The following is a 22,379-nucleotide window of genomic DNA, read 5'->3' on the forward strand; positions in this document are numbered from 1 at the left end:
CGCGCCGAGGCGCATCACCGGTCCCGCAGCCGCCCGTTGCCGGTCCGGGGTCGGGCGGGACGAGGACGTCCGGGGTTCGAGGAGGTCTCCCCCGAGCCGTCCCGACGGCAGCGTCGTTCTCGTTCCGCACCGATCACTTCTGTCCACTTATCTCACGGAGCCTCTTGTGTCCGAAGTCGAGCCGGCCGCTGTGGTCGTCACTCTTCCCGCCTGGTCGGTCACCCTTGAACTGATCGGTGGGTCCAGGCCCTGGCGGCTCGATGTGTTTGCCTCCGGCAACCACGCTTCCGACGCGCGGCCGGATCGGGCGGTCCGTCACCTCGCCGATGCCGACGTGTCCGCTCTCGCCGTGACCCTGTTGCAGCCACCACATGCGGAGGAGCCCGCTCGGGGGCGGGCTCGGCTGGTGCGGGACGGGTTCGGGTTGGTGCTGCGGTTGCTGGTCGCGCCGGTCCGGGACGAGGCCGGGCTGATCGCCCATGTCCGGGAGCATCACCGTGCCGGACTGCTGGACGACATCGCGCGGGTGCGGCCCGATCTGATCCCGACCACGACACCGCCCGAACCGCGACTGTGCCTCGACCCCCTCCCGGACACCGGACTCACCCTGGACCAGGCCACCCACCTGCACGAACGCATCGGCCGATGGCTCGACAGCGAAGGAATCCGCGCGGCCTTCGCCGACCGCCTCGTCCGCCGGCGCGTCTCCGCCCTCACGACCGACGACCGACCGCATGGGTGACGGCCCCGAACCGAGCGGGCGGGCGGCTGCCCAGGCCGATCCGGGCGAGGCCCGCGACCGCTTGACCCGCGCGCTCCGCATCCGCGCCGCCCATCGCGGCATTCAGGACCGCCTCGAACCCCGCACCGCCGCACACGCCCTCGCCCGGGAGATATACGAGGAAGCCGACACCCGCGTAACCCACGCCCTCCACACCGCATGGCAAGCCGGCGTCACCGACGTCGAACTCGCCCACCTCCTGGGCGTATCGACCCGCAGTGTGCGCCGCCTGCTCAGGACCGACCCAACGCCAGGCCGCCCGGACGCCGGGCGGTGACGACACATCGGCGGCTTCGTCGGGCCGCGAGCAGGGGCCGAGATTCCCAGCTGTGCGGCGCATGGGCGGGCTCGGGCCGCGGTGTGCGGGGTACCGGTGTACATGTTGCCGATTGCCACGTAGTCGGCCGGCGTGAAATCGGCGGGGAGCCGGCCCTACCCGATGCCGGCGGCGTCGAGGGTGTGCCGGACGGAGCACGGGCCGAGGGCAAGTTCGAGCGGGCCGCCGCCGAGCGTGCCCGGTGCGGCGGCTTCCCCGGCGAGCCGGAGTGAGTGCTCCGTCGTGACCGCCGCAACCGCCTGCGCGAGCCGGCGGGATCATCCGTTTTCCGCCGGGCCCGGACCGAACGGTTGCCCACGCGCCCCGTCCTCTTCCGCCGCCGCGTACCGTGACGGCATGAGCAACCTCGATACCCGACCGACCCTGACCACGTGCGGTGGCCGGGCCGACGTGTCGGGCGAACCCGTGCGCGAGCTGCTGAAGTCGCGCGATGTACTGCTGGGCGAGAACCACATGGTCCGTCGCCTGCTGCCGAGCCTGGGTCGGCGGATGATCGGCGCCTGGTGCTTCGTGGACCACTACGGGCCCGACGACATCGCCGATCAGCCCGGCATGCAGGTCCCGCCGCACCCGCACCTGGGCCTGCAGACGGTGAGCTGGCTGCGCGAGGGCACCGTGCTGCACCGGGACAGCCTGGGCAGTCTGGCCACCGTACGGCCCGGCGAATTGGGGCTGATGACGTCCGGACGGGCCATCTCGCACTCCGAGGAGTCGCCGAAGGAGCACGCCCGGCTGCTGCACGGGGCCCAGCTGTGGGTCGCGCTGCCGGACGCGCACCGGCACGTGGACCCGAGCTTCGAGCACCACACCGAACTCCCGCAGGCCACCGGCGGCGGGCTGACCGCCACGGTGATCATGGGTACGCTGGACGGCGCGACCTCGCCGGGCACCGCCTACACCCCGCTGGTCGGGGCGGATCTGACGCTGGCGCCGGGCACGGACGTACGGCCGCCGCTGGAGCCGGACTTCGAGTACGCGGTGATGTCGATGTCGGGCGAGGCCGAGGTGGACGGCGTACCGCTGACGCCCGGCGGGCTGCTGTACCTCGGCTGCGGGCGCACCTCGTTGGCCATCCGCTCCACCAACGGCGCGGACCTGATGCTGCTCGGCGGCGAGCCGTTCGCCGAGGAGATCGTGATGTGGTGGAACTTCGTGGCGCGCACCGGCGAGGAGATCGCGACGGCGCGCACCGCCTGGGAGAACGGCTCGGACTTCGGCACCGTCACCGGCTACGCGGCGCCCCGGATGCACGCACCGGAGCTGCCGTCCGTACCGCTGCGGGCCCGGGGACGCGTGCGCTAGCGGTATCGATCACGACCGGCCGGCCCACGGTGCACCGCACCGAGGGCCGGCCGTACGCCGACCGGGCCGGCTCTCGGCCCGGTCGGCAACGGCGCCACTCAGCGAATACCCGCCGCCGTCCGCCGCGCCGCCTCCACGATCTCGTCCAGGTGGCCGCCGTGCGCCCCGTGCCAGTACACCCGGTCGCACGCCCGGCACCGGGCGAACGCGTCGACCTTGTCCAGCGTGCCCGCCTCGACCTCGGACTCGACCTCCTCGCGGGTGGCCGCACGCAGCTCGCCGTTGCACGCCGTACAGCGTGTCCAGGGCGCGAGCGGCAGCGCGAACCGGCGGAGCAGGTCGTCGAGTTGGGCGTCGGCGCGGATCCCGTACACGTACGCCCCGAACCACAGGTTCTTGCGCCGCAGCAGCCCGCGGTCCTGGGTGAGCAGCACCCGACGTTCGGCGTTGGCCTGGATCACCAGGGTCGGGTCGTCGCAGTCGTTGTGGTACGCGGTGTCGATCCCGACCAGCCGCATCCGGCGGGCCAGCGCGCCCAGGTGCACGTCGAGCAGGAAGCGCGGCGCCTCGTCGGCGAATTCCGGAATCGCCTGCGGGCGCCGGATCGGCAGCACGTCAACCACCTCGCCGCCCACCGGTCGATATCCCGACGCCACCTCGCGGCCGTCCACGAGCAGTCCGCCCACCTCGGGCAGCGGCGGGCCGACCGATTCGACCAGGTGTCCGAGCGTCGAATCCCCGTCGGCGGGGGCGGTCACCGGCAGTCCGCGCAGGCGCGGCGGCAGGAACTGTTGCAATTCGGCGGGGATCTGAAGCAGCACGTCCGATCGGTTCACCGGGCAAGCATCGCACCGCCGACACCCACCGCGCCCGTGGTTTCCGAGCACCCCCGGCACCCTCCCCGGCACCCCCCGCCACCCCGCCGCGCCCGGCCGCCGGACCGCCGGGCCGCCCGACGAGCGCCGGGGAATACCGAGGTCACCCGCATTGGGCCGACCGGGCATCGGGTCGTGGAATAACCGGGTGCCCGTCCGCATTGAAGCACCCGTCGGGACAAACTTCGAAAACTCCGGGAGGCGTCCATGGCTCGTAGTGAGCTTCGTCCGATCGTGAAGCTTCGGTCCACCGCCGGGACCGGATTCACCTACGTGACCCGAAAGAACCGGCGCAACGATCCGGACCGGATGACGCTGCGCAAGTACGACCCGGCCGCCGGAAAGCACGTGCTGTTCCGCGAAGAGCGATAAGCACCCGGATTTCGGGCCGAAATCGAAAGGGCCACCCACTCGTATCGAGCGGGTGGCCCTTCGACCGCCCCCCATTCGACCGCCCCCTACGCGGGCAATTCGTCCGCTTCGTCCCCCACCAGGTCGTGCCACCAGCCGAGTTCGCGCAGCACCGCCATCCCGCGCGGCCCGGACGCGGCGAGGCCGGATACGAGCGCCTTGCGCAGCTGATTCCGCTCGAAGTCGTCGGCGTCCCCGAGCAGCGCGAGCAGTTCGCCGGCCGGCGTGCGGGGCGCGGCCGAACCGGCAGACGTACCGGACACACCAGGTGCACCGGGCGCACCATCGACACCCCGCATCATCCCCCGATCGTCCAAATGGTCCACCACGGCCTTGATCTGATCGGGGAATCGGGTCAACCAATAAGCGATCAACGCCTCCGGCCCCTCCCGAATCAGCCCCCGGTGAAACTCCATCCGCATCAGGGTCAGCCGCTGCCGCTCCTTTTCCAGCGAAATCGCCGCCCGCGCCCGGTCCAACTCCCCGCGAACATCGGCCGATATCGGGTCCGCCCGCAGGAGCGCCCCCACCGGTCGATAACCGAGCCCGTATTCCGCGAGCACGATCGTGTGCGACAACGCGACATCGACCGCGTCCTGCCACCGCGCCTCATCCACATCGGCCGCACCATCCGCACCGCCCGCACCCGCCAGCGCCCCGCGAATCCGCTTCTCCACATCGCGATACACGAACGCTCCGGCATCCACCGCCCGATGCCGGGCGACCGCCCTCGGATCGTGCACCCACCAGCGCAGCTGTACCTCGACCCGGCCCGCCCATTCCTCCGCCGCGCCGACCCGCACGTCGAACGTACGCACCTCGGCGAACTCGCGGACGGTGACCCACCACAGCTCGGCCGCCCCGCGTATCTCCGCGAAGGTCGGCGCCGGCCCCGCGCTCGCCGGCACCGCAAGCACCCGCCGCGCACGCCGGCCCAGGCGATACCGGAGGTAGGCGCCCAGGCGCGATCCGCCGACGGGGCGGACCAGGGACACGGGTTCGTCGATCATGCGCGAGTACCCCCGTTCGGCCCGAGGATCGGCTCCTCGAACGCCCGGATCGCCGGTTCGAGCACCCCGATGTCGATCACCTCGCCGTTCGGCAACCCCTCGTAGGCGAGCCGGGTCAGGTCGAAGGCGAGTCGTTCCAACCCGTGGTCGCGCCCCGGACCGAACAGCCGCGTCAGGCCCTCCCGCAGCGCCGAGGCGCGGGTCGGATCACCCGCCCCGGCCCCGAGCAGCCGCGTGAACAACCGGGCCACGACGGCATATCCGTCCCGATCCGTGACCGCGTTCCGGACCACCGCCAGGAACCGGTCGTCGGCCGGCGACCCGCCCGCCCCCTCGTCGAGCACGAGGTGCGCGGCCAACTCGGCCGCGGCGGCGGCCTCTTCCCAGTCCTCCACCCGCTCCAGGACCGATTCGGCGCGGATGCCCTCCCGACACAGCGCCGCGATGCCGTCCCGGGCCGCCTCGGCCACCGCCCGATCCCCGGTCCGGGCCAGGCGCAGCAGACCGGTCAGGGTCGGGCCGGGATAGACGGAGGCGAGGCCGGGGTAGGCACGGGCGGCCATCAGGCGCAGCCCCGGGTGGGTGGTGTCCCGGCTCCACGCCTCCACCAGGTGCCGTACCTGGGTGGCCACCACCGCGTCCTGGGCCGCCGCCTTCAGGGCCGACACCGCCATCGTGCGCCGGGCGCCGGTTCGGGCCCAGCGGTGGATCGGAGCCAGCGGCCGATGCCCCCGCCCCCCGGCCATGAACGCGCCCGCGGCCCGGGCCGCGACCCGGTGGACGTCGGCCGGCTGCCGGGGGGTGGCGGCCAACCACTCGACCAGCGGGTCGCGCAGGTCGGGGTAGACGTCCCAGACGTGCTCGCGGACCGACGCCGCCCAGCGCGGCCGGTTGAAGCGCACCACGTCCAGCCGGTAGCGGGCCCCGTCCCGGGTGGCGTCGGCAGCGACCGCGGTCGCGTCGATCAGGTCCAGGCGCGCGGACCGGGACTGCGGCGGCCACCCGTCGGCCGACGCGGCGGCGGCGGTCGGCAGATGCTCGGCCAGCATCGCGCGCAGCGCCGCGGCCCGCTCGGCGACGATGCCGTAGTCGTGCCCCTCGAACACCGCGGCGGCGATCATCAACGCCCAGTCGGCACAGGCCGGATGGGCCCGCAACCAGCCGGCCACCGCCGCGTGCTCACGATCGCGCAGCGCGTTCAGCACCTGCGTCCTGGTGAACCTGCCGTCGGCGAAGCCGGCCAGTTCGGCGGCGATCCTCGCGGCCCGTGCGGGCCGGCCGCCGTCGGCGCGCACCAGTTCGGCGATGTCCTCGTCCACCAGGTCCAGATGCCGGCGCTCCCAGCCCGGCCCCAGGCGGTCGGTGAGGTGGCTGTGCAGCACCTGGACCGGATCGGGTCGCGCGCACGGTACGTGCCAGGGCGCCCAGACGCCGAGCATCGGTGCGCCGACGACCGCCGTGGCGACCAGGACGCTGCCGCGTTCGACCAGGCGGCGGCGCAGCAGTTCCAGGTCGTCGCGGGTGTAGCCGGCGAGCGCGTCGGCGCCGACGGAGTCGACCACATAGCCCCGGCCGCGCTGGATCCGACGGGTGGTCAGGTCTTCCTCGGGGTCGAGCGCGATCACGCTCTCCACGTGCTGATCCTGCATCAGGTGCAGGGCCAGTGTGCGTTTTCCTGATCGGGCCTCGCCGGTGAGCAGGATCAGCTGCCGGGACATCATGCCCTGGGCGCGCAGATAGCCCTTGGGCGGCACGAACGTACGCCGGACCAGGTCGCTCTCCTCCGCCCAGATCGGTCCCTCGCGGGCCTGGCGCTGCCGGTGCGGCGCGGCGGGGGGCGAGCCCGCGCCGAAGTGGTGCCGACCGGTCCCGTCGGGGGTGACGATCACCGTCGCGGCCGACTCGGCAGGCCCGAACTCCTCGTCGGACCACGCCCCGTCGGCCGGCCCGGGGTCGGCCTGCGACACCGGCGTGCGGGCCCCGCCGCGGGGCTCGCTCGGTGCGTCGACGCCCTCGGGGGCGAACGGGTCGAGCGAGTCGAACGGATCGAGCGAGTCGACCGGGTCGAGCGGTCGCTCCTCGGGGTGGGTCATCTCAGACACCCCGGGCCGGGGCGGCGACGTGCGGATCGTCGTCCGGGTCCCGGTCGTCGCGGGCCGAGCGCGGGGCCTCTGCGGGCGCGGGCGCGTGCCGGTGGTGGTCGAACGGCTCGGCGTCCACGGCGGACGACGACCGGGTCGGCGGGAGGTCGGACACGGATTCCCCCTTCGGTGAGCGTGTGGCCACGCTGGGTTCGTCGGGTCCACCGTGCCGCAGCCGTGGCGTTCTTGCGGGCTCCGTTCGAATTCGGGACGACGGTTCGTGACATCACGGCCGCGCAATTCGCTATCTTCACTGACGAATCGTCGCCGGCGACCGAACGTGGCCCGTCACCGCCGGCCACCGCCGAATCGCACCCGGTTGCCGGGCCCGCGACCCGGGCGGGTCTAGGCTCGCTCGTATGGTGATCACCATCGATCCGGCCTCGTCCGTCGCACCGTTCGAGCAGATTCGGGGGCAACTCGCCGATCAGGCCCGAGCCGGCACGCTGCCCGCCGGCACCAGACTGCCGACCGTCCGCGGCTTGGCCGGCGAACTCGGCCTGGCGCCCAACACGGTCGCGCGCGCCTACCGCGAGCTGGAGGCCGACGGCGTGATCGAGACCCGGGGCCGCTCGGGCAGCTTCGTCGCCGCGGTCGGGGACAGCGCGCACCGAGCCGCGAGCGAGGCCGCGCTCGAATACGCGCACCGTGCACACCGACTCGGCCTGACCCGCGACGAGGCGATCAGCGCCGCACTGGGCGCGGTCGAGGCGGCCTATCCAAACTAGCGCGTGTCTTCAAACCCCCGCCGAGGCTCCCCGAGCCCTTGTCCGGCCGCCCGAAAACCGCACCGCTATGGGTAAACCCCTGTACGGACGGCCCGGGGCACCGGATCATCGAAATCATGTCGATGCCTCGCCAGACGCCCCGCCCATCGGATGGGGCGCCGAATTCAGCCGGTGACGACCCATCAACGCTGTTGCCCTTCGTGTTCGGACTCGACGACGCGGACACCCCGTACGACGCCGTGGACGGACTCGCCCTCGCCGCCTTCCTGACCGGCGCCCAGCCGTGGGCCAGGACCACCCGACTGGACCGGGTCAAGCCCGGCGCCCGACTCGTCCCGCGCGGCGCCAGAGTGGTCCGCGCCGTGGAGGAGGACGACCGTTCCTCCCAACTCGCCGTCGGTGACGGCTGGACCCTGCGGTCGGTGCGCTGGCGCAGCGGCGGCGGCGAGGTGACCGTGACCGCCGTCGACGAGAAGGTCGGCCGCGCGGTGTTGAAGAAGGCGGTCAAGGGCGCGGCGGCCGACCCGCCGCCCAAGGACGAGGCCGTGGCGATGGGCTTTTGGTACTTCTCCGCCCGGCGCGGCCCGTACCGCACCACCCGGGCGATCACCGCCGCGCCCTGGGAGGACATCCGCCGCAACTACACCGGGCCGACCGCCGGCGCGTTCGACCGGCTGATGAAGGTCACCTCCGACGACGTGTCGGGGCGGTTGATCCTGCTGCACGGGCCGCCCGGCACCGGCAAGACCACGGCGCTGCGCGCGCTGGCCCGCGCGTGGCAGGACTGGTGTCGGATGGACTGCGTCCTGGACCCCGAGGCGCTGTTCGGCGACACCGGCTACCTGATGGACGTCGCGATCGGGCGCGGCGACGAGGACGAGGAGTCGCACGACAAGTCGAAGAAGCAGAAGTGGCGGCTGCTGGTTTTGGAGGACTGCGACGAGTTGATCCGCGGCGAGGCCAAACGCTCGGCGGGTCAGGCGCTGTCCCGGCTGCTCAACCTCACCGACGGCCTGCTCGGGCAGGGGCGCAACGTGATGGTCGCGATCACCACCAACGAGAGCCTGGGCCGGCTGCACCCGGCGGTGGTGCGCCCCGGTCGTTGTCTGGCTCAGATCGACGTCGGTCCGCTGGAATTCGCCGAGGCGCGCGAGTGGCTGGGCACCGCCGACGGCATCGGTACACACGCGACGCTCGCCGAGTTGTACGCGCTGCGCAACGGGGCGGCGCCGGTGGAGATCGAACGGCCCCGGCACGGGGGCGAAGGGTTGTATCTGTAGCACCGCCCACGGTCCCCGAGCCGATCGGTCGGCTCGGGGACCGTGCGGGGAGCGCCGACTCGCAGGCCCGCGCGGTAGCGACCGGCTACACGTCGAGGTCCACCACGACCGGCGCGTGGTCGCTGGTGCCCTTGCCCTTGCGGGCCTCGCGGTCGACGTAGGAATCGGTGACCGCGGCGGCGAACGGCGCGTTGCCGTAGACGAGGTCGATCCGCATGCCCTTGTTCTTCGGGAACCCCAGCTCGCGGTAGTCCCAGTAGGTGAACGGCACGTCGTACTTGAGCGCCCGGGGCATCACCTCGCGCAGCCCCACACCCTCCAGCGCGGTGACCGCGTCCCGCTCGGCCTGCGTGACGTGCGTCGAGTTCTCGCCGAACAGCGAGATGTCCCAGACGTCCTTGTCGGTGGGCGCGACGTTGAAGTCGCCGAGGACGGCGAACGGCAGCGGGCCGGCCGCGTCGGCGGCGACCGCGGCCCGCAGCGCGCCCAGCCATTCCAGCTTGTAGGCGTAGTGCGGGTTGTCCACCTCGCGGCCGTTGGGCACGTACACCGACCAGAGCCGCACGCCGCCGCACGTCGCGGAGATCGCCCGGGCCTCGTGCGGGCCGTCGACCTCGGGGAAGCCGGGGCCGGGCGTCAGGCCGACGGTGACGTCGTCGAGGCCGACCTTGGACAGGATCGCGACACCGTTCCAGCGCCCGCCCGCGTTGACGGCGGAGGTGTAGCCGGCCTCCTCCAGCTCCTTCAGCGGATACGCCTCGGGCGTGGACTTCAGCTCCTGCAGGCACACCGCGTCGGGCGCGGCCCGCTCCAGCCAATCAAGCAGCTTGGGCAGCCGGGCCCCGATCGAGTTGATGTTCCAGGTGGCGACCCTCATGTGAACCTTCCAGGGCGGACGACGGCGATCGGGGCCGCCCGGACGAGTCCGGGCCTGCCCTCGGCCATTCTCCCTCGCCGGGGTGACAGGGCCCGGCGGCCGGCGGCGCGGCGGGTGCGGTAGGCATGGGGGTATGGACACCACTCCTCCGGCCGGCTCCGACATCGCCGAACTGACCGCCGCGATCGCCGCGTTCTCCGCCGAGCGGCACTGGCAGCCCTTCCACACCCCGAAGAACCTGGTGATGGCACTCAGCGTGGAGGCCTCGGAGCTGGTGGAGATCTTCCAGTGGCTGACCCCCGAACAGGCCGACGACGTGATGTCGGATCCGGAGCGGGGCGAACACGTCCGCGAGGAGATCGCCGACGTCTTGTCCTATCTGCTGAGCCTGGCGAACCGACTCGGCATCGACCCGGCCCAGGCGCTGCGGGACAAGATGGTGAAGAACGCGATCAAGTACCCGCCGGGCGCGCCGGGCCTGTAGGCCCACGGGGGCGGGTCCAGGTGGATCGAGCCCCGGGCAACGTGCGCGCGAGGCGGTGAGACCGCCGGCCCGGGGAGCGTTTCGGGCCGGCGGGGGATTGTGGTGGCGGGTCACCGGGGTCGCCGGACGGGCCGGTGACCCCGGGTCGGGCGCCCCCGAACGCGCCCGCCGACCCCGCCCCGGGACCGGTGGACCGTCGACGCCGAGGCTCAGGCGTCGTACCCGGCCCCCGCCCCCAGGCAGGCGTCCATCGCGCGACGATTGCGTCGGATCTCGGCCGGCGTGCCCTCCGCAACCACGCGGCCGGTGTCCAGGACGGTGACGCGATCGCACAGCGCCTCGACGAAGTCGATCCTTCGATCCACCACGATCAGGCCCACGCCGTCCGCCGCGACCCCCCGCAGCAGTACCAGCAGCGCGTCCGTCTCGCGGGCGTTCAGCCCCGCGCTCGGCTCGTCCAACATCAGCACCCTGGGCACCGCCGCGATGCCCCGGGCGATGTCGAGCAGCCGACGTTCCCCGTACGTCAGCACGTCCGCGCCCCGCTGCGGCCGTCCCCCCGGCCCGGCCCGGTCCGTCCCGATGCCCCGTTCCAGGTCCACCCGCGCCAGCAGCGGGTGCAACAACCACGCGGCGAGCAGACCCCGATGCCGGGTGTCGGAGCGGGTGAGCACGAAGTTGTCCGCGCCGGACAGCGCGCGAACCGGTTGCGGGGTCTGGAACATCCGGACCAGACCGGCGCGACGCGAGCGTTCGGGGCTGCCCAGCCGTACCGGCAGGCCGTCCACGAACAGCGCGCCGGTGGCCGGCACCACCCCGGTGAGCGCGTTCAGCAGCGTCGTCTTGCCGCTGCCCGCGGGGCCGACCACGCCGACCACCTCACCGCGCTCGACCCACATGGACACCCCGTCCACGGCGGGCATCCCGGCGAACTCCACCCGCAGGTCCCGGGCCCGCAACACGGGCCGCCGGACCGGGTCGAGGCCGATCGCCAGAATCGGTTCCGGTCCCGAGGCGAACAGCGGTACGGGATCAGGGATCTCGCCGTCGACCGGCGAGCGCAGCGCCCGAACCCGACCCCGGGCCGAACGCGCCCGCCGGGCACATCCCGGGTCCGAGCCGAGGCGCGTCGGTCTACGCGCCTCGGCATCGGACCCTCGCCACGGGCGGCGCGCGGGATCGAACGCCATACCTGACACGGCGTCACCCCCCACCCGCGCGCCACCCGTATCGGGAGCCGTACCCGGGCTCGGGTCGACGGTCGAACAGGGCTCCCCCGCCCCGTCCGGCCCCGACCCGGGGACACCCGGGACGACTCCCGCGCCCCGGCCGGGGGACGCCGACTCCCCTCCTGACCCGGCGTCACCTCCCGGCCACGACACGTATTCGGTGTTGCCGGTTGTATACCTACCGGCTCCCTGCACCCCGCTCGGACGCGGCACGATCGCCGACAGCCGTGTGGGGTAAGGGATTACGCCCACCTGGCCCGGTAACCGGTGCTCATCGAACGGGAGTTGATTCATCCACGCGGCGACGCGGCCGGGTGCCGCGCCCACGGAATCGCCGAACTCGCCGACGGACACGGCCGTTCGGCCGAACTCGCCGACGCGGGACGGCGCGACTGAGGTGCCCATGGTCAGGACGCACCCGTGCGGGGTGCGCGAACGGGACGGGATTCGCCGATCCAACCGGCCCACCCGGTGGCCACCAGCTCGGTGTGCGCGGGTATGCCGCCGCCGTCGGTCGAGGACGATCCCCCGGCCGGGCCCGGACGTGGTGTCACCGCTCGCGTCGTGTCTGTGACGCGGGCCGGTGGTGCGACATGGGTTGCGATGTGTGCTCTGTGCGGTGCCGTCGTACGAGCCATGGGAGCCAACGCCTTTCGCGTCGTCTCCCCGCCCGGCCATCCCCCACGGACTCCCGGATGCGGCACAAGCTAGACCGCAACCCCCGTGCCCCGCAAGGCCCTTGACAGGGAATCGGGATCTGGCGTAGAAGGTTCAGCACAATCTAACAAATGTTAGATAGGTAGTTCGGATCTCCCTGAAGGCATCCCCCACTGAATCAACGGCAACCGCTCCACCTGCGGTTAGGCTGCACGGCACCTGGCAGTACGCGGCAGCAGTCAACCCGCCGGACCGAGAACGGGCGCTCATGGCACGCAGGAAGACGGAACCCGAAGCACTTCCGCGCCGGGAGGTGATCCTGTCCGAGGCCGCCGCACTGTTCGCCCGCAAGGGCGTCGTCGCGTCGACGGTTCGTGAGATAGCCGACGCGTCGGGCATTCTCGCGGGCAGCATCTACCACTGGTTCGGTTCGAAAGAGGACTTGATCGACGAAATCCTCACCGCCGCGATGCGCGACCTCGCGACGTGGTACGACGAGGCGTTCGCCGACGCGCGCACCTCGTCCGACCGGCTGCGCGGACTCGTGCACGCCGCGTTCCGGACCATCGAGCACCACCCCGACGCGGCCGTGATGTACGTCCGCGACTACGCCTACCTGGCCACGCTGCCGCGCTTCGCGCACCTGGCGGCGGACGGTATGCGGGTCCGCGATCTGTGGCTGAACACCCTTCAGGAAGGCATCGATTCCGGAGAGTTCCGCGCGGACCTGGACCCGGAGCTGGCCTACCGCTACCTCGCCTACCCGCTGTGGCTCACGGCCGGGTGGAAGTCGACGATCGACCGGACCCTGTCCGAACTGGAAACCCAATTCACGGCGCTGGTACTCGAAGGCGTCACCCCGAGGAACTGACGAAGCGTCCCGGTCACCGACCGCGCCGGCGCCGGTGAGGTGTCCCGAGCGTTCGCGAAAGGACCACACCATGCACGTCGACGGTTTCATCGCGCCCGGATTCGCGCCCGTACAGGCCGCGTTCGAGGAGAACTTCGCGATCCACGGCGAGGTCGGCGCGGCGCTCGCGGTACGACTGCGCGGCGCGCCCGTGGTGGACCTGTGGGGCGGACTGGCCGAACCGATCTCGGGCCGAAGCTGGGAGCACGACACCGTACAGGTGGTGTGGTCGGTCACCAAGGGCCTGGTCGCGACCTGTCTGGCGATCCTGATCGACCGGGGTCGGCTCGACCCCGCGCTGCCGGTGTGTCGCTACTGGCCCGAGTTCGCAGCGGCCGGCAAGCAGACCGTGACGGTGGCCCAACTGCTCTCCCATCAAGCCGGGTTGCCCTTCCTCGACGAGCCGATCACGCTCGACCAGGTGGCCATGCCCGACGCGCTGGCCGACGCGCTCGCCGCACAGCGTCCCGTCTGGGAACCGGGGACGGCGCACGGCTATCACGCGGTGACCTGGGGCTTCTACGCGAGCGAGCTGATCCGGCGGGTGGACGGGCGCACGGTCGGCGCGTTCCTGGCCGAGGAGGTGGCCGGACCACTGGGCCTGGACGCGCATATCGGGTTGCCCGCCGCGGAGTTGCCCCGGCTCGCGCATCTGACCACGATCGCCCCGAGCGATCCCGCCCTGCTCGACCTCGGCTCCGAGCTGGGCCGCACGATGCTGGCGCTGCCCGAACTGGCCGTGCCCGGCGCGGATCACGACCCGAGCGTGCTCACGTGGGAGGTGCCCTCGGGCCTGGGCGTCACCAACGCGCGTGCGCTGGCCCGGGTATACGCGATGCTCGGCGCGGGCGGCACGCTCGACGGGGTGCGCCTGCTGTCCCCCGAAACGGTCGCCGATGTGACGTCGACGGTGGTCGCGGGGCCGGACCGCATCCTCGGCGACCACACCGCGTTCAGCCTCGGCTTCATGAAGCCGGAGACCACGTTCTTCAGGGTCTCCCCCGACCCCGCCGCGTTCGGCCACCCGGGCAGTGGCGGCCCCCTGGCCTTCGCCGACCCGGCCACCGGTCTCGCCTTCGCGTATGTGACGAACGGTCAGTCCCCGCTGAACACGGACGTCCGGGCCCTCGGCCTGATCGAGGCGGTCCGGGAGTGCCTGGGGCGGTAGGGCGCGCTCGGGGTCAGCCGGCCGGGCGGCGGGCTCCGGTCGAACGGGGCGGGCGGGGCGAACGGTTGCCTCGGCGGCGGGAACCGGCGACCAGTGCGCCGCCGACCAGGAGCAGCGCGCCGGCGGCCAGGCCCAGCGGGAGCACCGCCCCGGATCCGGTGCCCGCCACGTGGTCGGTGATGGCCCGGCGGGCCAGTACGGCCGGGCCGTCGTGCACGGCCCGCTTGGCGGCGTCGCCGCGATCCTTGTCGTCGCCGTCCCGGGCGCCCGGGGGCTTGGCCCGACGCGAGGGCGCGACCTGGGGCGCGACGCCCCGACGCGATGCCGGGCGCCCGGGCGGGAGGTCGCCGATCGGGTCGGCCTCGGGCCCGGCCGAAACCGGAGCGGGGGCCGAACGGGCCGTGGCCGATCCGGTGCGCGCGCCGGGGGCGGGCTCGTGCCGCCGGGCCGGGCCGAGGAGCCCCGGGCAGTCGAAGCGGGCCGGGTCGACGCCGGGCGCACGGGCCCGGAGGTGATCCCGGCAGCAGGCCGCGGCGTCCCGCGTCGGATCCGGGGCGGTGGCGCCGACCGCTCGCGGCGTCTCGTCCGGACACCGATCCACGGCGGACGCCCCGGCGTCCGGGGGGCGGACGCCGGGGCGCGGGGCGGCGCCGCCGGGAGGGCTCGGCAGCGGCGAAAGCGGGTGGCGCACGGCGGCGGCCGGCGGCAGGTGTACGGCCCCGGCCCAAGCGCCGCCGGACCCGGATCCCGGACCGACCCGCGGCGTCGCGGCGGTGCTCGGAACGGCGACCGCGCCGAACACGACCGCGCCGACGACAACCGCCGCCCGCCTCACCCGCCCGTTTCCGCCTCTGCACACCAGACCACGCTAAGTCACCACATGGTTACTCTGCCGCCACCGCGCATACCATTCGCTCGTTCGGCCCAACGTCACCGACCGGCCCGATCCGCCGCGACCGGGCTCCCTCCCCTGGTCCGCGCTCAGAGCAGCACGGCCTGGCCGCCCGGGCCCTCCTCGGTGATGTCGAGGACCGTCGGCGGGCGGCGACTGGACGGGGGCGGGGGCAGGACCGGCGTCGGGTCGAGCGCGGGGGCCTCGGCGGTGCGCGCATGCAGCTTGGCGCGGGGTTCGGCCAGATCGGCGAGCAGGCCCAGGACATGGAGCAGGTCGATCAGTTCGCTGGTCAGGTCGGTGGACCAGGTGCGTTCGCGGATCCGTTCCAAGCCCTCGCCCGGGGGTTCGACGCGGGCCGCGATCCACGGTTCGAGGACGCCCGACTCCCACGCCTCACCCGCCACCGGACCGATCCGGCCGGAGCCGAGCAGGAGCGATCGGGACTCGTCGTCGTAGTGCGCGCCCGCCGGCCGCGCCGGCACCGGCTCGCGGACGAACGGGCGGCGCCCGCCCGGCAGTCGGGGCTTGCCGTCGCCGGGGCGGCCGAACCGCGCGCCGAAGGTGTGCAGCCCGACCAGCCGGCGGCCGAGGTCGACGCCCGTCGCCCAGACGTCCGGATCGGCGGTGAGCGGCACCCGCTCGGGGTCCACCGTCACCGCGACGATCCAGGCGAACAGGTCCTCCGCGTCGACGGGGACGCCTAGCCGGTCCGCGAGCAGGTCGACCAGGCCCGGCGCCAGGTTCGGATCCAGGCCCGCCGGGTCCCGGTACAGCGGCGCGACCCGCCCGCCGCGCCCACCGTGGTGCGTCCCGTCCGGGATCAGCGCGCTGCACAACAGCGGCCAGGGCTCCCCCGTCCGACGGATCGACAGGTATACCTGCCGGTCTCCGCGCACCCGCCACAACTCGGGCCGGGCGGCGTCCAGTACCCGGTGGTCCGCGAGCAGCCACTGCCGATCGAACGGGTGCCGTGCGATCCGCACCAGCCGGGGCGTCGGCCCCACCTCGCGCGCCAGCGGACCGGACGGGGCGTCACATCCGGGCAGCGGCGCGGGAAACGACATCGCCGTCCGGGAACGGGTGGGCCGCAGCAGGGTGTCGCGATCCTCCGCCGCGGCCAGCCGGGCCCAGCGCCGACGCAGCGTCTCCCGCTCGGGTGCGTACACCCAACTCCGCCCGGTGGCGATCCCGGCCGTGCCCCACGGCATCAGGTCGGTCAGCGCGACCGGCCCGTCCCGGCTCACATCGCGTGGTCCCACACCCGCCGCTCCTCCCGGTCCGGGTCGCCGACCACCGTCGCCGGCACGTCGAGCAGCATCGTGCGCCGCTCGGTCGGGTCGTACAAGGGCCAGTCGGGCAGCCCGTCGGCGACCGGCGGCCCGCCCGCGACGAACGCCGCCCACGCCTGCCGGATCCGGCCGGACAACGCCCGCGCCTCGGCCGGCACGCCGCCGGTCAGCCAGCGGCCGAGCGGGGTGTCCAGGGTGCCGAACACGAACGGGATGTCGATCGCGTGCGGCGAACCCAGGCGCTGCGGATGCGCCTTGGGCGCCCAGCGGAAGCGGTACATGTACGCCTGCCCGCCGGCCGCGTGCTGCGCCTCGGCGAGCCGCACCGTCGGTATCCCGTACGACTCGGCGGTGAGCAGCCGGATCCGCCGCGAGCGTCCGTTCAGTTCGGGGTACAGCTCCGCGTATCCGCGCACCAGCTCGGCCAGTCGGTCCGGTCGGCGCAGGTTGGCCAGGTCGGCGGCCGCGGGTTCGCGCCCACCCGACCGCTCGGTCACGACGAACATCTCCTCCTCGTCCTGATTCGACCCGAGCAGGAGCGGTACGTCGCCCCGAATCGTGTGCAGCGGCACCGCCGGCAGCGGCCCGTCGGGATCGACCACCGGTCGGAACACGAACCTCGCGGTACCGCGCCCGATCGCCTCGGCCTGGGCGGCGAGCAGGTCGGGCACGGGCACGTCGACCAGTTCCGCGGCCCGGTCCGGTCCCAGACCGAGCGCGGCCAACACGTGGCCGGTCGCCTCTTCGGCCTCGGGCATCGTGCGCACGGTCTGCGCCCCGCCGCTCTGCACGATCGCGCGGTGGAAGAGGCCGCGGGCGGCGGGCAGCGCGAGCAGGTTCGCGGTGACCTTGCCGCCCGCCGAGACCCCGCCGAGGGTGACCCGGCCGGGGTCGCCGTCGAACGCGGCGATGTGTTCGCGCACCCAGTGCAGCGCCCGCACCACGTCCAGGAGGGAGTTGGCCGAGGAGTCGGCGTAGGAGTCGCCGAGCAGGTGTCGCAGGTGCAGCAGCCCGAGGACGCCGAGCCGGTAGGCGACGGTGACCACGACCACGCCGTGCCGGGCCAGTTCGGAGCCGTCGTAGACCGCCTCGAACGACGCGCCGCTCGTGTAGCCGCCGCCGTGCACCCAGACCAGCACCGGGTGCGGGCCGGGCTCGGCGGGGGCGAAGACGTTCAGGTACAGGCAATCCTCGTCGATCTCCACCGGCGCGGCGCCGTACTGCCCGATCGGCTGCGGCGCGGCCCGGGCGAACTCGCGGGCGTCGCGCGCCCCGTGCCAGGCGGGCGCGGGGCGGGCCGGGCGGAACCGCGCGGGGCCCACGGGTGGCGCGGCGAAGGGAACGCCTCGGAAGACCCGAACCCCGTCCGACTCCGCACCGATCAGCTCACCCAGCGACGTCCGTACACGCACCATGGCATCGAGCATATGGGGCCGGTCGGCGGCCCGGCCGGGGCATCGTCGCGGTGGGAGATACCGCACAGGGCCCGGCAGGGGCGCCGTCGCAGTGCGTACTGCCGGGGGATGCGCCGAGGGTCGGCCGGTATCGCCCCCGGGAGCAGGCTCGGATACTCCGCGTGCCGGATGCCGGGGCCGAGGCGGGCGTGACACGCTTCCCGTGAAACATTCCTGCGTCCGGGAGCCTGGCCTTGACCGTTGTCCTGGGGATCGTCGTGGCGGTCGTCGCGCTCGCGCTGCTGGTCGGCGTGCACCTTTACGTGTGGCGGCGGCTGGTGCGCGACACCACGCGGCCGGGGGTGGTGCGGCGGGTCGGCGCGGGGGTGGTGGTCGCGCTCGGGGTGTCGATGGTGGGCGCGCTGGTGGTGCCGAAGGTGTTCGGCCCGCGCGGCACGGAGTGGATCGCGTGGCCGGGCTTCGTGTGGATGGCCCTGCTGCTGTATGTGGTGCTCGCGCTCGGGGTGTTGGAGCTGCCGCGCCTGTTCGCGTTGCGGGCGCTGCGCCGGCGCGGGGGTGAGGTGTCGCCCACGGTCGTGCCGGTGCCGGTGCCCGTGGGGGCGGAGGCGACAGAGGCGACAAAGACGATCGAGCCCGATCCGGAGCCGGCGGCCGGCCCCTCCGGCACGCCGCTCGGCCCGGATCGGCGGCTTGTGCTGACCCGCTCGGTCGCGCTGCTAGCGGCCGGCACCTCGCTGGGCACCGTCGGCTACGGGATGAACCAGGCCCTGGGCGCGCCGCGCACGGTGCGGGTGCGGATACCGGTGGCCCGGCTCGATCCGCGCCTGGCGGGATTTCGGATCGCGGTGGTGGGCGACATCCACCTCGGCCCGCTGCTCGGCCACGCGCACACCACGCGGGTCGTGGAGACGATCAACCGCACCAGCCCGGACCTGGTCGCCATCGTCGGCGACCTCGCCGACGGCACGGCGGCCCAACTCGGCGGCGACGCGGCCCCGTTGCGCCGGCTGTCCGCCCGCCACGGCGCGTTCTTCGTCACCGGCAACCACGACTACATGTCGGGCGCGACCGACTGGATCGCCGAATTGGCCGAACTCAACGTGCGCACCCTGGCCAACGACCGCCTCGAAATCGCCCGGGGCGGCGCCGCGTTCGACCTTGCGGGCGTCAACGACGTCACCGGCAAGTCCCACCACGACGGCCCCGACTTCGCCAAGGCGCTCGGCAACCGCGATCCGTCCCGCCCGGTCGTGCTCCTGGCCCACCAACCGGTCCAGGTGAAGGACGCCTCCCGCTACGACGTGGACGTACAACTCTCCGGCCACACCCACGGCGGCCAGATGTTCCCGGTCCAACTCCTGGTCAAACTCGACCAACCGGCGGTGGCCGGCCTCCACAAGGTCGACGACACCATGCTCTACGTCACCAGAGGCGCCGGCTTCTGGGGCCCCCCGGTCCGAGTAGGCGCACCCCCGGAAGTAACGCTCGTGGAGCTACACCCGATATAACAAACCCGACCGACGCGTAGCGCCGACCCCCGCGTCACCGCATCCGCAGAAGTGTGCCGGGGTCCAGGGTGACCGGCGCGAACGCGGGCAAGGTGGTCGCGACGCCCGGCTTCGCGGAGGCCGAGGGCTCGTACGCGTCGCCGTCGAGGATGTAGGTCTCGATGGTGAGGGTCTTCGGGTCGACGATCCAGTAGGACTGGATCTCCCACTCGGCGTAGCGGGCGAGTTTGTCGATGCGGTCGGCACCCTCGTGGCCCGGTGACAGGATCTCCACCGCCAGGAGCACGTCTTCGGGAGCGAAGGCCACATCGTCGTCTTCGAGACCCTCTATGCCCGCGCTTCGAGCCACGACCGCGATGTCGGGTTGCAGCAGATCACGTTCACCACGCCGGACGTTGACGTTCTCGAAGACCATCACATCAATGTCGGCATCGACGGCCGTACGTTCGAACACGCCGGCCAGCGTCGAAGACACACGTTGATGGCGCAACCGGGGCGCCGGCGACATCGTCAGGACGCCATCCAGAAGTTCGATCCGATAGGGCGAGGTCTCCTGGGCGGCGATCACTTCGTCGGCCGTCCACTCACGGTCGAAAGCGGGTTGCACGATCTCTCCCCAACGGTTGGTCGTCTCGTCCACAGGATCACCACCGGTTTGTCAGGAATCGCCGGCCATCTCCCCGGTTTCCCGAATCATGGCACCGGACACGCGCGGCCGAGGCGACACCCCGACGGGCGTCGCCCCTGCTCCGGCACGATCAGACCGTCTCCGTCATGCCGCCGTCCACCATCAAGTGTGTGCCCGTGACGAAGGAGGCGTCGTCGCTGAGGAGGAAGCGGACTGCTGCGGCGATTTCCTCCGGGCGGCCGAGCCTGCGCAGCGGGGAGCTGTTCTCCATGCGCTCCCGGGTGCCCGGGCGGGCGAAGGAGGCGGCCAGCATCGGGGTTTCGATGTAGCCGGGGCAGACCACGTTGCTGCGGATGCCGTGTTCGGCGAGCTTGGCGGCGATCGAGCGGTTGAGCCCGAGCATGCCCGACTTCGACGCGCAGTAGGACGGGTTGAGCGCGTTGCCGACGATCGCGTTCAGCGAGGCGATGCCCACGATCGCGGAACCGGCGTGTTCGCGCAGGTGCGGGGTCAGTGCCTGGACCAGGAGTGCGAACGAGCGCAGGTTGACGTCCAGGACCCGGTCCCAGTTCTTTGCCGTGACCTCGGTGATCGGGGTCGAGTCGACCACGCCCGCCGCGTGCACGAAGCCGCCGATCGTGCCCAGCGCCTCGACCGAGGCGTGGATCGCGTCCGGGTAACCCTCGGTGTCGGTCACGTCCAGCGCGAGCCCGAGCGCGGCCACCCCGTGTTCGGCCGCGATCTCCTTCGCCGCCTCCTCCACCGGGCCCGCCGCGATGTCCCACAGCGCGACCGGCCGACCCGTCGCGGCCAGCGCCCGCGCGGTCGCCCGACCGATTCCGGAGGCGCCGCCGGTGATCACGACGCCGGTGCCGGGTGATGTCTTGTGCGTACCCATTTCGTACTCCTCCGTGGACGGGTGGATCCAAGCATCTGACGTACCGTCAGAACAAAATCAGTGGTAGCACGCCGGCCACGATGGTCTACTCACCGGCATGGCGAAACGACTCCTGGACCTGCTCCTGGTCATCGACGTCGAGGCGACCTGCTGGAACGGTCCGATCCCCGACGGTCAGCACTCGGAGATCATCGAGATCGGCATCGCCACACTCGACGTCACCACCGGCGAGCGGATCGACCGACACGGCCTCCTGGTCCGCCCCACCCACTCCACGGTGAGCGCGTTCTGTACCGAACTGACCACCCTCACCCAGGCCGACGTCGACACCGGCCACACCTTCGCCGACGCCTGCGCGCTGCTGCGCACCGAGTTCAAGGCGCACCAGCGGGTGTGGGCGAGCTGGGGCGAATACGACCGGCAGGCGTTCGAGCGGCAGTGCGCGGCCGAGGGTGTGCCCTACCCGTTCGGCACCCGCCACCCCAACGCCAAGACGCTGTACTCGCTCGCCCACGGCCTGGACCGCGAACTCGGCATGGCCGGCGCCCTGGCCCACGCCGGCCTCCCCCTCGACGGCACCCACCACCGGGGCGTCGACGACGCGTGGAACATCGCCGCCCTCCTCGGCGGCGTCCTGCGCGCATCCCGTCGAGGCGACCCGAGCCGGCCGCCCACCCCACACACCGCCGACGCCCCACCCGCCTGAGCACGCCAAACGCCGCGCGCCGCACCCGCGCCCCGCAAACCCTCAGTCGCCCGTCACCAGCATCGCCGCGCCCACGATCCCCGCGTCGTTGTGCAGCTTCGCCGGCACCAGATCGGCCCGGATCTTGATGAACGGCAGGAACTTCTCCGGCTTCTTGCTGATCCCGCCACCGATGATGATCAGCGACGGCGAGAACAACATCTCCACGTGCCGCAGGTAGTCCTGCACCCGCACGGCCCACTTCTCCCAGGACAGGTCGTGCGTCTCGCGCGCCACCGCCGAGGCCCGCCGCTCGGCCTCGTGCCCGTCCAGTTCCAGGTGGCCCAGCTCGGTGTTCGGCACCAGCCGACCGTCCACGAACAGCGCGCTGCCGATGCCCGTACCGAACGTCAACATCAACACCGTGCCGCGCTGCCCGGCGCCCGCGCCGAAGCGCATCTCGGCCACACCTGCCGCGTCCGCGTCGTTGACCATCGTCACCGGCCGGCCGAGCGTCGCGGTGAACAGCGCGTCGGCGTCCAGGTCGATCCAGGACTTGTCCACATTCGCGGCGGTGCGCACGATGCCGTCGCGGACCACGCCGGGGAAGGTGATCCCCACCGGCCCCTCGGTGTCCGCGAACTCCGCGAGCACGTCGCGGACCACGCCGATCACCGCCTGCGGTGCGGACGGTTCGGGAGTGAGCAGCCGGACCCGCTCCCGGGTCAGCCGCCCGGCGTCGGTGTCCACCGGCGCGCCCTTGATCCCGGTCCCGCCGATGTCGATGCCCATGACCGGCACGTACGGCTCCTTAGCCCTCGAATTCGCCCTCGAACCCACCCGCGCACCACCCGGCCGGCACCCGGCGGGC

23 protein-coding genes are annotated in these 22,379 nt (G+C 72.8%); 11 read left to right on the top strand and 12 right to left on the bottom strand.

Annotated features, from left to right (window positions below; genetic code table 11):
- Positions 1–166 precede the first annotated feature (166 nt).
- From ACWGR4_RS13145 to ACWGR4_RS13155, 3 genes are all read left to right on the top strand, one after another.
- A complete protein-coding gene (locus ACWGR4_RS13145) occupies positions 167–742 on the top strand; it encodes a hypothetical protein (RefSeq protein WP_452133887.1) in 576 nt (191 codons plus the stop codon).
- Positions 735–1,058 carry a hypothetical protein gene (locus ACWGR4_RS13150; RefSeq protein ID WP_452133888.1) on the top strand — a complete coding sequence of 108 codons (324 nt, stop codon included), beginning with the start codon at positions 735–737 and terminating at the stop codon, positions 1,056–1,058. Before ACWGR4_RS13145 ends, ACWGR4_RS13150 begins: the two co-directional genes overlap by 8 nt.
- 396 nt (positions 1,059–1,454) lie before the next feature.
- Positions 1,455–2,420, top strand: a complete 966-nt coding sequence (locus ACWGR4_RS13155) for a pirin family protein (RefSeq protein WP_380002873.1) — start codon at positions 1,455–1,457, stop codon at positions 2,418–2,420.
- A gap of 98 nt (positions 2,421–2,518) precedes the next feature.
- On the opposite strand, the gene ACWGR4_RS13160 is transcribed toward ACWGR4_RS13155, so the two are convergent.
- Positions 2,519–3,256, bottom strand: a complete 738-nt coding sequence (locus ACWGR4_RS13160; protein WP_170222345.1) for a Mut7-C RNAse domain-containing protein — start codon at positions 3,254–3,256, stop codon at positions 2,519–2,521.
- 246 nt (positions 3,257–3,502) lie between these two features.
- Between ACWGR4_RS13160 and rpmG the strand changes: the two genes are divergently transcribed.
- Entirely contained in the window at positions 3,503–3,667 is a 165-nt protein-coding gene (gene rpmG, locus ACWGR4_RS13165) for a 50S ribosomal protein L33 (RefSeq protein WP_078977190.1), read from the top strand.
- 86 nt (positions 3,668–3,753) lie between these two features.
- On the opposite strand, the gene ACWGR4_RS13170 is transcribed toward rpmG, so the two are convergent.
- The 3 genes from ACWGR4_RS13170 to ACWGR4_RS13180 are packed head-to-tail and all read right to left on the bottom strand — an operon-like array spanning position 3,754 to position 6,972.
- Positions 3,754–4,716 (bottom strand): hypothetical protein, encoded by a 963-nt coding sequence (locus ACWGR4_RS13170; protein WP_452130760.1) that lies wholly within the window; start codon positions 4,714–4,716, stop codon positions 3,754–3,756.
- Positions 4,713–6,809, bottom strand: coding sequence for a hypothetical protein (locus ACWGR4_RS13175; protein WP_452130761.1), 2,097 nt, complete (start codon positions 6,807–6,809; stop codon positions 4,713–4,715). Before ACWGR4_RS13175 ends, ACWGR4_RS13170 begins: the two co-directional genes overlap by 4 nt.
- A gap of 1 nt (position 6,810) precedes the next feature.
- Complete coding sequence (locus ACWGR4_RS13180; protein ID WP_380002869.1) at positions 6,811–6,972, bottom strand: hypothetical protein; 162 nt, start codon at positions 6,970–6,972, stop codon at positions 6,811–6,813.
- 244 nt (positions 6,973–7,216) lie between these two features.
- Here ACWGR4_RS13180 and ACWGR4_RS13185 point away from each other — a divergent pair, with 244 nt between their 5' ends.
- Both ACWGR4_RS13185 and ACWGR4_RS13190 read left to right on the top strand, forming a co-directional pair.
- The gene (locus ACWGR4_RS13185) at positions 7,217–7,585 is read left to right on the top strand and encodes a GntR family transcriptional regulator (protein ID WP_452130762.1); all 369 of its coding nucleotides are present in this window, start codon (positions 7,217–7,219) and stop codon (positions 7,583–7,585) included.
- Between the two features lie 122 nt (positions 7,586–7,707).
- Positions 7,708–8,865 (top strand): DUF5925 domain-containing protein, encoded by a 1,158-nt coding sequence (locus tag ACWGR4_RS13190; protein WP_371863131.1) that lies wholly within the window; start codon positions 7,708–7,710, stop codon positions 8,863–8,865.
- An 85-nt stretch (positions 8,866–8,950) separates the two neighbouring features.
- Here the strand turns inward: ACWGR4_RS13190 and ACWGR4_RS13195 are convergent, their stop codons facing one another.
- Positions 8,951–9,742, bottom strand: a complete 792-nt coding sequence (locus ACWGR4_RS13195) for an exodeoxyribonuclease III (RefSeq protein WP_452130763.1) — start codon at positions 9,740–9,742, stop codon at positions 8,951–8,953.
- 133 nt (positions 9,743–9,875) lie between these two features.
- On the opposite strand from ACWGR4_RS13195, the gene ACWGR4_RS13200 reads away from it, so the two are divergent.
- The gene (locus ACWGR4_RS13200; RefSeq protein ID WP_380002866.1) at positions 9,876–10,226 is read left to right on the top strand and encodes a nucleotide pyrophosphohydrolase; all 351 of its coding nucleotides are present in this window, start codon (positions 9,876–9,878) and stop codon (positions 10,224–10,226) included.
- A 209-nt stretch (positions 10,227–10,435) separates the two neighbouring features.
- On the opposite strand, the gene ACWGR4_RS13205 is transcribed toward ACWGR4_RS13200, so the two are convergent.
- On the bottom strand, positions 10,436–11,416 hold the full coding sequence (locus ACWGR4_RS13205) for an ATP-binding cassette domain-containing protein (protein ID WP_380002865.1): 981 nt from the start codon (positions 11,414–11,416) through the stop codon (positions 10,436–10,438).
- A gap of 964 nt (positions 11,417–12,380) precedes the next feature.
- Here ACWGR4_RS13205 and ACWGR4_RS13210 point away from each other — a divergent pair.
- Together ACWGR4_RS13210 and ACWGR4_RS13215 are read left to right on the top strand one after the other, a co-directional pair.
- The gene (locus ACWGR4_RS13210) at positions 12,381–12,983 is read left to right on the top strand and encodes a TetR/AcrR family transcriptional regulator (protein ID WP_380002864.1); all 603 of its coding nucleotides are present in this window, start codon (positions 12,381–12,383) and stop codon (positions 12,981–12,983) included.
- 70 nt (positions 12,984–13,053) lie between these two features.
- Positions 13,054–14,190, top strand: coding sequence for a serine hydrolase domain-containing protein (locus ACWGR4_RS13215; RefSeq protein ID WP_452130764.1), 1,137 nt, complete (start codon positions 13,054–13,056; stop codon positions 14,188–14,190).
- A gap of 13 nt (positions 14,191–14,203) precedes the next feature.
- Here the strand turns inward: ACWGR4_RS13215 and ACWGR4_RS13220 are convergent, their stop codons facing one another.
- From ACWGR4_RS13220 to ACWGR4_RS13230, 3 genes are all read right to left on the bottom strand, one after another.
- The gene (locus ACWGR4_RS13220) at positions 14,204–15,049 is read right to left on the bottom strand and encodes a hypothetical protein (RefSeq protein WP_452130765.1); all 846 of its coding nucleotides are present in this window, start codon (positions 15,047–15,049) and stop codon (positions 14,204–14,206) included.
- A gap of 122 nt (positions 15,050–15,171) precedes the next feature.
- Positions 15,172–16,344 (bottom strand): type ISP restriction/modification enzyme, encoded by a 1,173-nt coding sequence (locus ACWGR4_RS13225; RefSeq protein ID WP_452130766.1) that lies wholly within the window; start codon positions 16,342–16,344, stop codon positions 15,172–15,174.
- Complete coding sequence (locus tag ACWGR4_RS13230) at positions 16,326–17,789, bottom strand: carboxylesterase/lipase family protein (RefSeq protein ID WP_380002860.1); 1,464 nt, start codon at positions 17,787–17,789, stop codon at positions 16,326–16,328. The genes ACWGR4_RS13225 and ACWGR4_RS13230 overlap by 19 nt, the downstream gene beginning before the upstream one ends.
- A 233-nt stretch (positions 17,790–18,022) precedes the next feature.
- Between ACWGR4_RS13230 and ACWGR4_RS13235 the strand changes: the two genes are divergently transcribed.
- Positions 18,023–19,297: a metallophosphoesterase gene (locus ACWGR4_RS13235; protein WP_452130767.1), complete on the top strand. Its 1,275-nt coding sequence runs from the start codon at positions 18,023–18,025 to the stop codon at positions 19,295–19,297.
- A gap of 34 nt (positions 19,298–19,331) precedes the next feature.
- Here the strand turns inward: ACWGR4_RS13235 and ACWGR4_RS13240 are convergent, their stop codons facing one another.
- Both ACWGR4_RS13240 and ACWGR4_RS13245 read right to left on the bottom strand, forming a co-directional pair.
- Positions 19,332–19,904 (bottom strand): Uma2 family endonuclease, encoded by a 573-nt coding sequence (locus ACWGR4_RS13240; protein WP_452130768.1) that lies wholly within the window; start codon positions 19,902–19,904, stop codon positions 19,332–19,334.
- A gap of 151 nt (positions 19,905–20,055) precedes the next feature.
- A complete protein-coding gene (locus ACWGR4_RS13245) occupies positions 20,056–20,823 on the bottom strand; it encodes an SDR family NAD(P)-dependent oxidoreductase (RefSeq protein ID WP_452130769.1) in 768 nt (255 codons plus the stop codon).
- A gap of 97 nt (positions 20,824–20,920) precedes the next feature.
- Here ACWGR4_RS13245 and ACWGR4_RS13250 point away from each other — a divergent pair, with 97 nt between their 5' ends.
- The gene (locus ACWGR4_RS13250; protein ID WP_452130770.1) at positions 20,921–21,529 is read left to right on the top strand and encodes an exonuclease domain-containing protein; all 609 of its coding nucleotides are present in this window, start codon (positions 20,921–20,923) and stop codon (positions 21,527–21,529) included.
- Positions 21,530–21,571: 42 nt separating this feature from the next.
- On the opposite strand, the gene ppgK is transcribed toward ACWGR4_RS13250, so the two are convergent.
- Complete coding sequence (ppgK, locus tag ACWGR4_RS13255) at positions 21,572–22,300, bottom strand: polyphosphate--glucose phosphotransferase (protein WP_380003146.1); 729 nt, start codon at positions 22,298–22,300, stop codon at positions 21,572–21,574.
- Between the last annotated feature and the right edge of the window lie 79 nt (positions 22,301–22,379).

The sequence above is a fragment of the Embleya sp. NPDC055664 genome, assembly GCF_053618075.1.